The organism is [Muricauda] lutisoli (nom. illeg.) (assembly GCF_017313105.1).
Taxonomy (GTDB): Bacteria; Bacteroidota; Bacteroidia; order Flavobacteriales; family Flavobacteriaceae; genus Flagellimonas; species Flagellimonas lutisoli.
In genome coordinates this window covers 642802-658039 of the sequence record NZ_JAFLND010000001.1, presented here as the reverse complement: position 1 = coordinate 658039, position 15238 = coordinate 642802, and the positions used below count along the sequence as shown (strand labels likewise).

Sequence of the window (15238 nt, the reverse complement as noted above, 5' to 3'; positions counted from 1 at the left end):
AAAAGCATGTAAGCCTCCTAGACCAGGAGGTTTTTTTATGCCATGATTTTGCTGGAAACAAATTCGAACCGTACCAGACCATCAGCATCAATGTCCTTTAGTTCCACTTGGTGCAAGGTGTTCACCAAAGATGGGTCCCATGGCGCCTTTACCTTAACATAGTTTTCGGTGAATCCATGGATATAGCCTTTTTTGTTCTCCCCTTCGAACAAAACTGTTCGAACAGAGCCCAATTGACTCTCGTAAAATGCCCTTCGCTTTTTAGCAGACAATCCACGAAGCATTTTGCTTCGTTTGCTACGTACTTTTTTGGGTACTACCTCATCCATCTCAGCAGCCACCGTGTTATCCCTTTCGGAATATGTAAATACGTGCAGATAGGAAATATCCAATTCGTTCAAGAAATGATAGGTCTCCAAGAAATGCTCGTCGGTCTCTCCCGGAAAGCCCACGATTACATCGACCCCGATACAGGCGTTTGGCATAGCTTCCTTGATGCGCTTTACCCGATCAACATAGAGATTGGACAAATAACGGCGACGCATCTTTTTCAAAATCTCATCGCTACCACTTTGTAAGGGTACGTGAAAATGGGGCACAAAGGAATTGCTCTGGGCCACAAAATCGATGGTCTCGTTCTTGAGAAGGTTGGGCTCAATGGAAGAGATGCGGAGACGATGAATACCATCAATAGTATCCAAAGCTTTTACCAAATCCAAAAACGTATGTTCGTGCTTTTTGTTCCCAAACTCTCCTTTTCCGTAATCACCGATATTAACACCTGTCAGTACAATCTCTTTAATATCCTGAGATGCAATTTCCCTGGCGTTGTTCAACACATTGTCCAGCGTATCGCTCCTTGAAATACCGCGAGCCAAGGGAATGGTACAATACGTGCATTTGTAATCGCAACCATCTTGAACCTTTAAAAAAGCGCGGGTGCGGTCGCCAATGGCATAACTGCCCACATAAAAATCAGCGTCCTCGATTTCACAGGAATGTACCTCACCCCTATCGTTTTTGGTTAGATCGTTCAAGTAATCCGTAATTTTGAACTTCTCCGTAGCACCGAGCACCAAATCTACGCCATCAACCTCTGCCAATTCTTCAGGCTTTAGCTGTGCATAGCATCCCACTGCGGCCACAAAGGCATCTGGATTAGACTTTTGAGCTTGTTTTACGATAGTTTTAAAACGCTTATCGGCATTTTCCGTCACCGAGCAAGTGTTGATCACATACACATCAGCTTCTTCGGAAAAGTCCACACGCTCAAACTCCTCCTTTTCAAAACCTCTCGCAATCGTAGAAGTTTCGGAGAAATTGAGTTTACAACCCAAGGTGTAAAATGCGACTTTCTTGCTCATATACCTGCCGTGCGTTTTAGGGGCGCAAAGATAGTGATTTGTTGGGAGTTATCGCAAAGGATTCAGGGTTAGTGGTTCAATCAAAATGTCATTTGGAGCACAGTCGAGAAATCCAAAATTTAAACCATTGGCCAATTTCCTTTCCGGCAACTTTTGAGTAACTTGTTCGCACATACCAACCATATTACAACTTTATGAAAAAGTTCTCTTTCCTGATCTTTATTGTTCTGATAGTCGGCACCCCATCAATAGCGCAAGAATACAAGCCCGCTCAAGAGAACCTCGAAAACCGGGAATGGTTCCAAGATGCTAAATTTGGAATGTTCATTCACTGGGGTGTGTATTCCGTTTTGGGAGTACATGAATGGGTTATGGAAACCCAATCCATCGACAAAAAAACCTATGAAAAAATCCCCGCATTTTTCAATCCGACCGAATTTGACGCCGAAGAATGGGTGCTATTGGCCAAATCGGCAGGTATGAAATACATCACCATCACCACGAAACACCACGATGGCTTTGCTATGTTCGACAGTAAATTGACGGATTGGGACATTATGGATAGAACGGTCTACAAAAAAGATGTCATCAAACAAATGGCGGAAGCCTGTAAAAAACATGGCCTGAAACTTTACCTGTATTACTCACAATTGGATTGGTACCATAACGATTATTATCCGCGAGGAGATACAGGAAAAAAAGCCGAAAGGCCCGATAACGGCAATTGGGAAAACTATCTCGATTTTATGAACGGACAGCTTACGGAACTATTGACCAATTATGGAGAAATCGGAGGTATTTGGTTTGATGGCTGGTGGGACAAAAAAGAAGCCGATTGGCAACTCAGAAAAACCTACGACCTCATCCACGAGCTACAGCCCCAAGCCATGATAGGCAGTAATCATCACCAAGCCCCGAATGAGGGTGAGGATTTTCAAATGTTCGAAAAAGACCTGCCCGGAGAGAACAAAGGTGGCTTTAGTGGCGACTCCGAGGTAGGCAGTCTACCTCTTGAAACTGCCGAAACCATGGCGCAGCGTTGGGGTTTTTCGTTGCAGGACAAAGCTTATAAATCCTCTAAGGAGCTGATTCAATATTTGGTAAAAGCAGCAGGCTACAATTCCAATTTCCTCCTTAATGTGGGCCCAATGCCCAACGGAAAGATTCAACCAGAATTTGTTGAAACACTAAAAGTCATTGGGGATTGGACCAGTACCTATGGCCAAACCATTTATGGAACAAGAGGTGGCCCCATTCCACCACAAAGCTGGGGCGTATCCACCCAAAAAGAGGATAGAATCTATATCCATATCATGGATTGGAAAACCGACAACTTCTTTTTCCCGACCATTAAAAAGTCTATAAAAAACGTTGTTGATTTCCAGTCAAACAAAAAGTTGAAGCACAGTACCAATTCCTACGGTACGCTGGTGGAACTTCCGAAAAATCGCGATTACGACACAGCTGATTTTGTTTTGGAGGTCATTATTAAATAAAAATTATTTTGTTTAAGGAAGAAAGTAGATGCCATAATCGGGTTGATACCAATAAACGGAGTATAGTAACCTTTCCGATGTGTATTGATTTAGTATATTAGAAATCTGGTAGCACAAGAAATCACCATAGCATTTAGCACTTAAAAAACTAACAAATGACCACCGACCAAACATTTGTGAAAGGCAGTAAAATACTGTTCCTTTTTGCTCTTTTTAGCCTCGTCTTCACTTCATTTGCCGTAGCGCAATCCCCTAACGACCCAGTGAAACCAAGAATAATTGTTACCGCGGATCCAGAATTGGACGACAACAATTCCTTGATACGCTTTTTGCTCTACAGTACGGATATGGAAATTGAAGGATTGGTCTATGCCAGTAGTGGCTACCATTGGAAAGGAGATGGCAAAGGCACCAAATGGTTTGTACCAGGAAGGGAGTACGACCGTTTTAACATGGATATTTGCCCCTGTGAATCTTGGCGCTGGAACGAGGACGAACGCTTTATACACGATGTGGTGGAAGCTTACGCTAAAGTGTACTCCAACCTAACGGTGCACAACCCCGACTACCCTTCTCCCGACTATCTAAAATCAAAAATACGAATGGGCAATGTGGAGTTCGATGGTGACTTCTCCAAGGATACACCAGGTTCGGAACGCATTAAATCCGTAATTATGGATAATGAACCCGGCCCTCTGTTCATAACCGCATGGGGCGGACAAAGCACCATTGCCAGGGCGTTAAAATCCATTGAGGAAGAATATGAAAACACCCTGGAATGGGAAGCCGTTCAAAAAAAGATATCGGACAAGGTGGTACTGCTACCTTCCGGAGATCAAGATGACACCTATGCCAAATACATTAAACCCAACTGGCCCGATATTGAATACCGCCAATTTGAAAATGGACCACATTATGCCTATGGTGCACAAATAAATGCAAGTCCAGAAAATGCGCCTTACTTAACTTCTGACTGGATGAAGAAGAACGTATCCGACCAAGGACCATTTGGAGAACTATATCGTGTATGGGGGGATGGCAAGCAAATGGTGGAAGGGGATAAAGTGGACTATTTCGGGTTCAGTGGCTACACCAATGAGGAATTGCGGGAAATGGGGTATATGGTTTGGTTGCTCGTTCAGGAAAAAGGCTCTTGGTTGGGCGAAGGCGACAACCATACCTTTATGAACATGCTAGGCAATGGACTCCGAGCTTATGAACATGGGACCTATGGTGGTTGGGGAGGACGCTCCAATGAAGGAGATAGCAGCATTTTTAATTTTTCCACGGAAGGCGGTGCAGAAGAAATAGCGGAAATGTTGAGTTCTCAGAACGATGGCGGAACTCCAGAATATCCGAATTTCTTTCCACAGGCGCAGCGCGATTTTGCTGCACGTTTACAATGGTCCGTGACCAAAAAGTACAATAAGGCCAACCATGAGCCCAAAGTAACCATTCAAGGGCCTTTGCATGTTTTGGCTTCCGCGGGTCAAAAAGTGCCTTTGTTCGGAGAAATAATAGACCCCGATGGTGATAGGGTGACCGTAAAATGGTGGCAGTTTCAAGTGGGCACATATCCCAACAAGGTAGAAATCAAAAATTCGGAAACCACGAATGCCGAAATTGTAATTCCGGAAGATGTGAACCACGGACAGACCATCCATATTGTTCTAGAGGCAACGGATTCAGGTTCACCAAGTTTAACTCGGTACCAACGGGTAATCATCACCATTAAATAGAGGGTTCTTCTTCAGTATAGGAATCAACTTTTTAGCTTTTGGCGTAACTTTGCGGAATGCTATTTTCTTGATCAAAGACAAATTGATGCAACCTTGGAGCAACTCTTCAACATATTTCGGTTCACAACAGAAGATGCCAAAGCCTTGGAAGGCAAAAGCATTGAACCCCATGTGCATGATTTTGAAGAATTGATCATTGGTTCCAAGGGTAAAATTTCACACTTTATCGATTTTGAAGATGAAACCGTATATGCTCCCTTTGTAAGTTTTGTAACCCGCGGAAAACCACATTTGTTAAGGCCACAGACCCATGACGATGAATGCGACCTGTGGGTGATTCGTTTTCGTAGCGAATTCATGTCCGAAGTTATTTTTAAAATGTACGGCTATTTTCATAATAGGGCCAACGTTACCCTTCCCACGGACGAAATCTTCGCTAGGCTTACCACACTTTGCCAGATGATGTACGACGAAACCCAGCGCCCTTCCCCTGGCCTAGTTGTGATCAAGCAATTGTTTATGACGCTGCTCACCATCATCAACCACGAAAGACCGACCAATATCCAATCGGACTCCGCCAATTCAGCCTCGGAGACCTACACACATTTCTTGCATATTTTGGAGGAAAACTTTAGGCGGAACGTTAAAATTTCATTCTACGCTGAAAAGCTTTTCATGAGCGAAAGAAATCTTAACATCGTTTGCCACGAGGTAATGCAGCAAAGTGCGGGCGAGATCATTGAGACCCGCAAACTTACGGAAGCCAAAAATCTGCTCATTAACAGCAATAAGACCATTGCAGAAATTGGTTTTGAGTTGGGGTATAATGAAAAAGCTTACTTCTCTAAGGTATTCAAGCGCAAAACAGGGCATACCCCTACTGCTTTTAGAAAGGAAATGAAACAGCTCATTTCTTAAAAGTACAACACTTATTCCCAAAGGTATTACCGCTCGCCTTTCAATTCTTTCAACCTTTGAAAACACAATTAAATCATCAATCAAGACGATGTAATTTATCCTATGTCAGATTTAAAAACATTACGCTCGCTCAACGAGAGCCTTCCTTTTACACAGAAAATGCCTGTATTATTTCTGGGGCACGGGAGTCCTATGAATGCCATTGAGGAAAATGAATTTGTTTCCAATTTTAGACGTTTGGGCAAGGAAGTGGCAAGGCCAAAGGTAATTCTTTGCATATCCGCGCACTGGGAAACCAAAGGAACCAAGGTAACTGCCATGCAGCATCCCACCACCATTCACGATTTCGGTGGTTTCCCGCAAGCATTGTTCGATGTGCAATATCCCGCACCTGGAAGTCCCGAGCTGGCTCAAGTGACCAAGGAACTCATCACAAAGACCGATGTAGCATTGGACCATCACTGGGGACTGGACCATGGAGCCTGGAGTGTGATAAAGCACATTTACCCAGATGCCGATGTTCCTGTGATTCAATTGAGCTTGGATTATACGAAATCACCAAAATACCACTTTGAACTGGGGCAAGAACTGGAAAAGCTACGACACAAGGGTGTGTTGATCGTGGGCAGCGGGAATGTGGTGCACAATCTACGAAAGGTAAAATGGAACAAATTGAACGAAACCTATGCTTGGGATTGGGCCGAAGAGGCCAATGAAAAAATGAAATCCTTCATTTTGGACGGCAATTACCAAGCCTTGGTCGACTATGGGAAACAGGGTAGCAGTTTTGCCCTGTCCATACCAACTCCCGAACATTATTTGCCCCTTCTTTATGTTTTGGGGCTCAAGGAGAAAAACGAATCCGTAGCACTGTTCAACGATAAAATGGTTGGCGGTTCCATAGGCATGTTGTCACTTAAGATAGATTAACCCAAATGGGAAACACATATAAATTTTACACAATGAAAAATAAAGTCATCATAATAACGGGAGCAGCCATGGGACTGGGTCTTGCCACAGCCGAATACCTCGCCGCCAAAGGCGCCAAATTATCACTAGTGGACTACAATGGTGAAGCTTTGCAAGATGCTGTCAAAAAACTGAAAGACATCAATGCCGATGTGGAACTATTGACCATTGAAGCAGATGTATCCAACGAAGAAGCCGTAAAAAACTACGTAGAAAAAACCGTGGAGACCTTTGGTCGTATCGATGGATTCTACAACAACGCCGGTATCGAAGGAAAACAGGCTCCCATGACCGAGTACGATTTAGCGGTATTCAAAAAAGTAATAGATATCAATTTGATGGGTGTTTATTATGGAATGCGTTATGTAATTCCCGTGATGCAAAAACAGCAATACGGAAAAATTGTAAACGTAGCATCCGTAGGAGGAATTCGAGGGGTACAGAACCAAACGGCCTACGTAGCATCCAAACATGCGGTTTCCGGTATGACGAAAAACGCAGGCCTGGAATATGGACAGGATGGCATTTTAACCAACGCCATTGCTCCAGGGGCCATTCTAACCCCAATGGTGGAAGAAGCCTTTAAGCAAGTAAATCCCGACGACCCAAAAGCGGCGGAAACAGAATACGCCAAACGTAACCCCACTAGAAGACTCGGGGTGCCCAAAGAGGTAGCCACTGTAGTTTCGTTCTTATTGAGTGAAGAAAATGGCTATGTAAGTGGCCAAACCATCGCCATAGACGGAGGAGAATCCAACATATACGGAAACTCCTAAAAAGTATATTGCCTCTTTACTTTGATTGATGATGGGAACCCCAGTTACCAACGTACCAGTGGTGCTGGGGTTTTTTGTTTTCAGCAGTCAACCCATATGATTTTAAACCACTAAAATTCCCTACCTTGAAGCTCTTAAATAAACTAACTTGTATGAAACTTCGATTATTCCTTATCGGCTTGGTACTCCTTGCCGGTTATTCCTGCAAAACCGAACCTACTTCTTCCTTGGCCAACCACCAAGGGGAGGAAACCTATTCCGTAATCGTTAGTGAAACCAAGGTAGGCTTTCTTAAAGCCAATACTTCTGGAGACACTATCAACATTGATTACGACTACAAAAACAACGGTCGTGGCCCTACCATGAAAGAGACCATTGTGCTAAACGCCGGGGGCTATCCCGTAACATGGGAAGTCACGGGTAACACTACTTTCGGTAATGCGGTGGATGAGCAATTTTCCCTCGAGGGCACCGAGGCTTCTTGGACCGATGCCACTGGTTCGGGAAGCGCCTCTGTAGATACTCCAAAAATCTACGTCAACCAATTTGGTAGTCCATATACCGCGGTTTTGGCTGCACGTTTACTTTTGGATGCCCCCGAAAACACCTTGCCCGTTCTACCTGCAGGAAACCTGACCCTGACGAAAATGGAGGATTTGACGGTTCCAAAAGCATCAGGTGAGGGCGAACTGGCCCTGACGACCTATGCGCTTTCCGGTGCAGAGATGAATCCCTCCTACTTTATCATGGATGAAAACGAGGAGTTCTTTGCGGCAATATCCCCAAGATATATAGTGATTCGGGATGGATACGAAGCCGAAGAAAAAGGCTTGCGAGAATTGGCCGAAAACTATTCTGCGGAGCGATTCGAAAAACTACAAAAAGAATATGCCCACAATTACGATAGAAAGGTACGCATCAAAAATGTGAAGATTTTTGACCCTAAGACCCTATCCTTGACAGACCCCGTTTCCGTGGTAGTGGAAGGAGAAAAAATTACGGCCATCGAAGCCGCCGATGCCTCCGGTGATAACGAAATAACTATAGAGGGCAATGGTGGGACCTTGGTTCCCGGTTTGTACGAAATGCACGCCCACACCGGCGATAACGGGGCCCTGCTGAACATTTTGGCAGGTGTGACCTCTTTCCGCGATATGGGAAACAACACCGAAGTACTCAGCAACTTGATCCAAAAAATCAACTCTGGGGTGTTGGCCGGACCACGAGTTACCCGACTTGGCTTTATTGAAGGAAAAAGCCCGTACAGCAGTAACAACGGTATTTTGGTGGAAAGCCAAGAAGAAGCATTGGCTGCAGTGGACACTTACGATAGCCTTGGGTTCTACGGAGTGAAATTATACAACAGCATGAACGGCGATTGGGCCCCTGCCATCGTAAAAAAAGCACACGATCAAGGTTTGTTCGTGGCAGGTCACGTACCCGCTTTCTCCAATGCCAATGCGATGTTGCGTGCTGGTTTTGATGAGATGACTCATATCAACCAGACCATGTTGGGCTGGGTATTGGAACCCGATGAGGACACCCGCACCCTATTGCGCTTGACCGCTATGAAACGCTTTCCAGGACTAGATTTGAACAGCGATAGGGTACAGGAAACACTTGACATGTTCGTTGCCAACGAGACCGCGATGGACCCCACATTGGCCATACACGAGCGCTTAATGCTTTCCCGCAACGGGGAAGTTACCCCAGGTGCCATGGATTATGTAGACCACATGCCCCCTAACGAACAACGTAGCCTTAAAGTGGCCTTGGCACAGATTGCGGATGAAGAAGAGGACAAAGCCTACCGCGAAGCCTACGATAAAATTGTGGAGACCCTGAAACTCATGAAGGACAAAGGCATTTTAATTGTGGCCGGAACAGATTTGGGCGGCGCCTTTAACCTGCACCGTGAACTAGAACTTTATACTGAACAATTGGGCTACACCCCTGCCGAAGTCTTGAAATTGGCCAGCTACGACATGGCGGAATATTTAGGTCACGAGAGCTTGGGAAGTATTGAAACTGGAAAACTGGCCGATTTCTTCTTGGTACCCGGCAATCCAGTGGAGGATATCAAGGCCATTAAGACCATTGGAATGGTATCGCGCGGGGGAACTTTTTACTTCCCGACCGAAGTATATCCAGCCTTTGGCATAACCCCTTTTACGGACAAACCGGAAGTGATAGAATAAACAAGTTCATCAGATAAACTTGAAAAGCCAGTAACATTGGGTTACTGGCTTTTTTATGGCCGATTCCGAAAGAATTCGGTATTTTCCATCACCGTAACCACGATTCAACCCTAAAACAGGATAGCGAATGAACACAGCGCAACGATTGGGATTTGACAAAAACACCAAATTATTGATCATCCATGCGGACGATGCAGGACTTTCCCACTCCGAGAATATGGCCACAATTCAGGCACTGGAAAAAGGCATCGTGAATTCCTACAGCATTATGTTGCCCTGTCCGTGGTTTCACGAAATGGCGGTGATCGCTAAAAACAATCCACAATACGATCTTGGGATTCATTTGACCCTGACCTGCGAATGGGAAAATTACCGTTTTGGACCCGTTTTGCCCATTTCCGAAGTACCCAGTTTGGTGGATGAACATGGACATTTCTTTAAAAAAAGGGAGCAACTGTGCAAAAATGCAACTCCCGAAGATGTGGAAAAGGAACTCCGGGCACAAATAGAAAAAGCCCTTGGTTATGGCCTTGCCCCTACCCACATGGACTCGCACATGTACAGCGTAGGGTCGCACCCCGAGTTCTTTAAAATTTATCAAAAATTGGGCAAGCAATACCAACTTCCCATTTTGGTGAACGAGCAATTGATGCAAATGGTTGGTCTGGACCCAAAAGCCCACATCAAAGAAGGGGATTTTGTAATCGACCGTACCTACGTTGGCGAGTTCCCTTATTTTGAAAAGGAGGGCTTGGCGACCTACTATCAATCCATCTTGGAAAACTTGACCCCTGGTGCAAACCTCATTTTGATCCATCCCGCTTTTGATGAGCACGAAATGCAGGGCGTAACCATCAACCATCCCAATTTTGGGGCCGCATGGCGGCAGCAGGACTTTGATTTTTTTACCAGTGAAAAAACGATGGAAATCCTTGAAAAACAGCAAATTCAACTGGTAACCTGGGGAGCGATAAGAAATATTTTAAAATAATCCACTGGCATTCCGAATAAATTAAAGAACCATTTATACAATTTACCACATCTAAATACATTAAAATCATATCTTTAGGGAAACCAACCACCCGTGTTAAAATTCTTCCGCACCATTAGGCAACGTTTACTTTCTGAAAACAAATTCAATAAATACCTGCTTTATGCCATTGGGGAGATTATTCTAGTGGTTATTGGCATTCTTATAGCATTACAGATAAACAATTGGAATGAAAAAAGAAAAGATGTCGTTAGAGCCTCTAACTATATTGATAGGATTTCTGAAGATTTAGAAAGGTCCGTAAAAACAAGCGAGAATCTAGTTAAGCTCAATAAATCCATTTTGAAATCCGTAACAGATACTCAAAAACTCTTAGAACGAGGAACTGAATTGAGTGCAGAGGAAAAAGAAACAGTGGATTATGCTTTTTTATGGTTTCCAAGAACAACGTATCAACTTCCAACGATGCTCACTTACGAAGAAATGAAAGCAAGTGGGGATCTATATCTTATTGATGATATTGAAGTAAGAAACAAATTGGCCGAATATTACAATTACCTTAGACAAGTTGAGTCTATCTATGATAAATTAAGTCAAGATATTGAAAGCCAATTTGGAGTATACAATACCAAAATTAGAGCACATACAAACCCTGAAACTTTAGACATCACCTTTAACTATCAATTTAGCGATTTGTGTGAGGACAACGTTTTTATAAATACGTTTTCGAGAATGACAATTCATTGGAGAGGCTTTGTCTATTTTATGGAGCGTGTTAACCGATTATCAAAAGAATTAAAATTGGAAATAGACAACTTAAATTAAGTGATTCAAACAAAATAGTGGCGATAGCACAGGGCCAACTATACAACCCATTTACTGTTTATGTAACTTTAGTTACACCTTTTTTGCTTGATTAATGTTTATTTTGAAGTATGCAGCCCGTCCACAACACCACATTTGAGATTCGCATCCTGTCCATCGCTTTGTTGGCAGGTCTGTTATTGGTGGCGCCCTGCAAAGTTCGTAATTCCTTGGAACGCTCGCTAGGTTTGGAAAAATCAGAGGTATCCAACAAACTCAAAACCACCGTGTCGGTCGAGTCCTGTGCTTCCTACGAGGCCATTCAACTCACCGAGGGCTCACCTACAGATGCACAAGGCCTGGTCACAGTACTTTTACGTGGCGTATCCATAGATCCATTTGATACTACATTAAACAGCGAAAACAACTTTTTTGCTACCCAACAGCATAAAGTAGCTTCGGTAGTTCCCCTTTATATTTTATATAGGCAGTTCAAGGTCTATTCATAAATAGTAATTTTTTCGCATTAGGCATTGCCTACCCCCTCATCTTAAGTAGAATTATAAAAAACAACACATGCAATCAGTAAAACATTGGGGCCTTATCGCCCTGCTCATTGGAACCCTATCCGCTTGCAAGGATGGTAAAACTCCTGTACAAGACTCCGAACAAACTATAACCATATTACAGACCGCTGATATTCACGGTCAACTGTTCCCCCACGACGAACTGTTTTGGGAAGACGAACAGATCACCTTTAGGAAATTGGGCGGATTGGCCCATGTAAAAACCCTTTTTGAGGACGAGCGTAGTAAAAATCCCGAAGGCACTCTAATTTTGGATGGTGGCGACCTCATCCAAGGAAGCGCGTATGCCGCCCTATCAGAAGGGAAAGTCTTTTCCCCCATTATTCAACAAATGGGTTACGACTTTCTAATTCCCGGTAACTGGGAGGTGGTCTATGGCAAACAAACCATGATGGACGTGCTTACTCAGTACGACACCCCTGTGATTTCCGCCAATATGTACCACGAGACCACGGGAGAATCCTTATTTCCCCAGTATTTTGTAAAAGAACTGAAAGGTGTAAAACTCGGGTTTATTTCTTATAACGACCCCGAAATTCCGGTGCGTCAGAACCCATCCTTCAGCGAAGGCATCCGTTTTGACCCTATCGATGCAAATTTGGAAGCCCTGATTACCGAACTCAAGGATAATCAAAATGTGGATGTGTTGTTTTTGGTGACACATATCGGCATCAGTAAACAATACGATTTGGCCAACAACCCCGCTTTGGAGCGGGTAGACTACCTGCTCGGGAACGACACCCATGAACGCATTCGTAAACCTTTACAGGCCAAATACACCAAGGTTACCGAGCCAGGGGCTTTTGCCTCTTTTGTGGGCAAGCTTACCTTAACGGTAAAAGATGGTGAAGTAGTCAGTGAAGCTTATGATCTTTTGGAAGTGGACCCCAAAAAATACGCTGCAGACGAAAAAGTGGCCCAAATCATTGAAACAGCCACCGCTCCGTACCAAGAGGAAGCCAATGAGGTTTTAGGATATACGAGTGTTCCGCTCTACCGCTATTTTGTGGTGGAAAATCCCATGGACAATTTTATCACAGATGCTGCCCGATGGAAAACAGGCGTAGATGTTTCCATTTCCAACGGATTCCGGTTCAGTACGCCAATTTCGGTTGAAGAAGGCGGGAAATCTCCCATTACCAAGGCAGACCTATGGAGCATGCTCCCCGTAAATGAAAAAGTGAAAATCGGAAAGGCCAGCGGTCAACAAATCAAAGATTGGTTGGAAAAAGAACTGCACAATGTATTCGCTCAAAACCCCACAGAACGCTTTGGTGGCTGGTTGGTACGTTTTTCGGGCATGGAACTTACCTTTTATGCCAATAAGCCCAAAGGAGAGCGCGTAGCCTCCATAAAAATTGGAGGAGAGCCCATTCAGGACGATAAACTGTACACCATGTCCGCATGTCGTAGAGAAGGTGAACCCTTACCTACGCTCTGCCGTATGCCCAATACAGTTGAAACCGAGGTGATGGACTATACGATCCATGATGTCATTGAGGAATACCTCAAAGAAAAAGGCACCATTGCACCAAGTTTGGATGGAAGGGCCAAAGCGTTGGATTTAGGTCCAAATGTATTGTCCCAATTACCGGGAACCGATTATCAATTCCATTAAAACAGGGTCATGCAAAACAATACTATTGAAGTCAGTCGCAGCTCAATTTCGGTGCTACGGGTTTTGGTAAGTTTGATTTTCATTGTAGCCAGTTTAAACCATTTGATCAATACAGATAAAGCAGTGGCTAGAATCGAAAATGCCAAGTTTGGCGTTCTTGGAAACTTGTTGGGTTCACCGCAAATCTCAGTAATTGTCTCTGGAGTGGTGATGCTGTTAGCCGGTATTGCCTTGGCTGTAGGCTTTCGCACCAAATGGGCGGCCATTTTATTGATCATTATGCTGATTCCCATCACCTTGACCATTCAAGTGGGACAAATGTCCACTGTAGGACCCTTGTTCAAGAACATCGCCATTTTGGGCGGACTCCTATTTTTTGTACTGAATCCAAAACTTAAAAAGCAATAAAATGAAACAATTAATCACTCTGGCCGTAATGGCCATCATCCTGTTTGGAGGGCTTACGGCAGTCAGTGCACAAACAACATACAACAAAGAACAGAACAACTATATTGTGCTTACACGAAAAATCCCGCAATTAAAGGCGATTTTATCAGCCGCTGATGAACTAGCCGCCAGTGATGGTGCCAAGTTCGGGGAGTTTCACGTAGTCATCTGCGGAGAGACCGTAAAAGGTCTTACGGACATAGAACAAATGCAACCGTTTTTGGATATGGCAAAAAGTGAAAAGATAAAACTGTTGGGGTGTGGTTTTTCCCTTAAAAAATTTGGAGTGGATGCTACAAAACTACCCAAGGAAATGGGGGTAGTGGACAATGGCATTCTGTATAATTTTAACCTTCAAAAAGATGGTTTTTTGAGCATTACGTTGTAAAAAACCAGGTTTTGTTGTTAAAAGGGGCGATGGAAACATCGTCCCTTTTTCTTTTTTGGTACTTTTAAGGAAATGGGTACCATAACAAATAGAGTCAATCGGAGAACAGTTTTGAAAAAATCTGCATTGACCATGCTGGGATTGTCAATTCCGACTGTAACATGGGCCGCGGGTAATACCAATGACCCTGATACCGTTAATGTGCCCAAACACTTCCCCAATATACCTCCTGAAATCATTGAGGATGTCGTAGGGAAATCCCATTTTGATCTGGATGGGGTAAAATCCTTGGTCGATAAAAGACCTGAACTGTCAAGGTCGGTATGGGAGTGGCGTTTTGGTGATTTTGAATCGGCCATTGGAGCTGCATCCCATGTAGGTAGAAGAGATATCGCCCTGTATTTGATGAGCAAAGGCGCTCGCCCTACCCTTTTCACTTTTGCGATGTTGGGCCATTTTAATGCGGTAAAATCAGTCATTGAAGCAACACCCGGAATACAGGAAACCACAGGACCCCATGGAATTAGTTTGTTGGACCATGCCTATGCCGGCGAGCGTACAAAGGACAACATGACCAAGCAGGAAATTGAATCTCTGGAGCAGACCGTCGATTACTTATCCGGTTTGGGCAACGCCAGTGGCACAGATTATATAGATGTAAGCCCAGAAGAACAGAAAAAGTACCTAGGGGACTACAAATATGGGAACGGGGACAAAGAAGGATTCACCATAGATGTAAATATGAGAAAACTGTTGTCACTAGGTCCTATTGGTGGATTTGGAGGTGCTTTGTACAAAATTGGGGATAATCTTTTCACTTATAATGGCACACCTTCGGTGACCATCTCATTCAACATACAAAAAGGACGTGTAAAATCTTTGACCCTCACAGAACCGGATATCACCCTTACTGCGGAAAAGGTTTAGGGTAACACTAAAATGC

General features: G+C 43.9%; 14 protein-coding genes. 13 read left to right on the top strand and 1 reads right to left on the bottom strand.

All coding sequences use genetic code 11. The features are described 5' to 3' along the window. Positions 1-35: 35 nt before the first annotated feature. Positions 36-1364 (bottom strand): tRNA (N(6)-L-threonylcarbamoyladenosine(37)-C(2))-methylthiotransferase MtaB, encoded by a 1329-nt coding sequence (mtaB, locus tag J0X13_RS03105; protein WP_207069999.1) that lies wholly within the window; start codon positions 1362-1364, stop codon positions 36-38. A gap of 194 nt (positions 1365-1558) precedes the next feature. On the opposite strand from mtaB, the gene J0X13_RS03100 reads away from it, so the two are divergent. The 13 genes from J0X13_RS03100 (at position 1559) to J0X13_RS03040 (ending at position 15222) form a co-directional block, all read left to right on the top strand. Beyond that, positions 1559-2860 (top strand): alpha-L-fucosidase, encoded by a 1302-nt coding sequence (locus tag J0X13_RS03100; RefSeq protein WP_207069998.1) that lies wholly within the window; start codon positions 1559-1561, stop codon positions 2858-2860. Between the two features lie 155 nt (positions 2861-3015). Then, on the top strand, positions 3016-4599 hold the full coding sequence (locus tag J0X13_RS03095; RefSeq protein ID WP_207069997.1) for a DUF1593 domain-containing protein: 1584 nt from the start codon (positions 3016-3018) through the stop codon (positions 4597-4599). Between the two features lie 93 nt (positions 4600-4692). Next, positions 4693-5517 carry an AraC family transcriptional regulator gene (locus J0X13_RS03090; RefSeq protein WP_207069996.1) on the top strand — a complete coding sequence of 275 codons (825 nt, stop codon included), beginning with the start codon at positions 4693-4695 and terminating at the stop codon, positions 5515-5517. A gap of 102 nt (positions 5518-5619) precedes the next feature. Continuing rightward, positions 5620-6447: a 4,5-DOPA-extradiol-dioxygenase gene (gene ygiD, locus J0X13_RS03085; RefSeq protein WP_207069995.1), complete on the top strand. Its 828-nt coding sequence runs from the start codon at positions 5620-5622 to the stop codon at positions 6445-6447. 32 nt (positions 6448-6479) lie between these two features. Next, positions 6480-7262 carry a glucose 1-dehydrogenase gene (locus J0X13_RS03080; RefSeq protein WP_207069994.1) on the top strand — a complete coding sequence of 261 codons (783 nt, stop codon included), beginning with the start codon at positions 6480-6482 and terminating at the stop codon, positions 7260-7262. Positions 7263-7414: 152 nt separating this feature from the next. After that, entirely contained in the window at positions 7415-9460 is a 2046-nt protein-coding gene (locus tag J0X13_RS03075) for an amidohydrolase family protein (protein WP_207069993.1), read from the top strand. Between the two features lie 127 nt (positions 9461-9587). Continuing rightward, positions 9588-10451, top strand: a complete 864-nt coding sequence (locus J0X13_RS03070; RefSeq protein ID WP_207069992.1) for a polysaccharide deacetylase family protein — start codon at positions 9588-9590, stop codon at positions 10449-10451. A 93-nt stretch (positions 10452-10544) separates the two neighbouring features. Next, complete coding sequence (locus J0X13_RS03065; RefSeq protein WP_207069991.1) at positions 10545-11276, top strand: DUF6090 family protein; 732 nt, start codon at positions 10545-10547, stop codon at positions 11274-11276. Positions 11277-11386: 110 nt separating this feature from the next. After that, complete coding sequence (locus J0X13_RS03060) at positions 11387-11764, top strand: hypothetical protein (protein ID WP_207069990.1); 378 nt, start codon at positions 11387-11389, stop codon at positions 11762-11764. A 67-nt stretch (positions 11765-11831) separates the two neighbouring features. Then, positions 11832-13460 carry a bifunctional metallophosphatase/5'-nucleotidase gene (locus tag J0X13_RS03055; protein ID WP_207069989.1) on the top strand — a complete coding sequence of 543 codons (1629 nt, stop codon included), beginning with the start codon at positions 11832-11834 and terminating at the stop codon, positions 13458-13460. A gap of 9 nt (positions 13461-13469) precedes the next feature. Then, on the top strand, positions 13470-13868 hold the full coding sequence (locus J0X13_RS03050; protein ID WP_207069988.1) for a DoxX family protein: 399 nt from the start codon (positions 13470-13472) through the stop codon (positions 13866-13868). Between the two features lies 1 nt (position 13869). Beyond that, positions 13870-14295, top strand: a complete 426-nt coding sequence (locus J0X13_RS03045) for a sulfur reduction protein DsrE (RefSeq protein WP_207069987.1) — start codon at positions 13870-13872, stop codon at positions 14293-14295. Between the two features lie 111 nt (positions 14296-14406). Beyond that, complete coding sequence (locus J0X13_RS03040; protein ID WP_207069986.1) at positions 14407-15222, top strand: hypothetical protein; 816 nt, start codon at positions 14407-14409, stop codon at positions 15220-15222. Positions 15223-15238 lie beyond the last annotated feature (16 nt).

Coding starts and splice junctions, on each gene's coding strand:
- mtaB (WP_207069999.1), bottom strand. CDS start 1,364: ATGAGCAAGAAAGTCGCATTTTACACCTTGGGTTGTAAACTCAATTTC.
- J0X13_RS03100 (WP_207069998.1), top strand. CDS start 1,559: ATGAAAAAGTTCTCTTTCCTGATCTTTATTGTTCTGATAGTCGGCACC.
- J0X13_RS03095 (WP_207069997.1), top strand. CDS start 3,016: ATGACCACCGACCAAACATTTGTGAAAGGCAGTAAAATACTGTTCCTT.
- ygiD (WP_207069995.1), top strand. CDS start 5,620: ATGTCAGATTTAAAAACATTACGCTCGCTCAACGAGAGCCTTCCTTTT.
- J0X13_RS03080 (WP_207069994.1), top strand. CDS start 6,480: ATGAAAAATAAAGTCATCATAATAACGGGAGCAGCCATGGGACTGGGT.
- J0X13_RS03075 (WP_207069993.1), top strand. CDS start 7,415: ATGAAACTTCGATTATTCCTTATCGGCTTGGTACTCCTTGCCGGTTAT.
- J0X13_RS03070 (WP_207069992.1), top strand. CDS start 9,588: ATGAACACAGCGCAACGATTGGGATTTGACAAAAACACCAAATTATTG.
- J0X13_RS03060 (WP_207069990.1), top strand. CDS start 11,387: ATGCAGCCCGTCCACAACACCACATTTGAGATTCGCATCCTGTCCATC.
- J0X13_RS03055 (WP_207069989.1), top strand. CDS start 11,832: ATGCAATCAGTAAAACATTGGGGCCTTATCGCCCTGCTCATTGGAACC.
- J0X13_RS03050 (WP_207069988.1), top strand. CDS start 13,470: ATGCAAAACAATACTATTGAAGTCAGTCGCAGCTCAATTTCGGTGCTA.
- J0X13_RS03045 (WP_207069987.1), top strand. CDS start 13,870: ATGAAACAATTAATCACTCTGGCCGTAATGGCCATCATCCTGTTTGGA.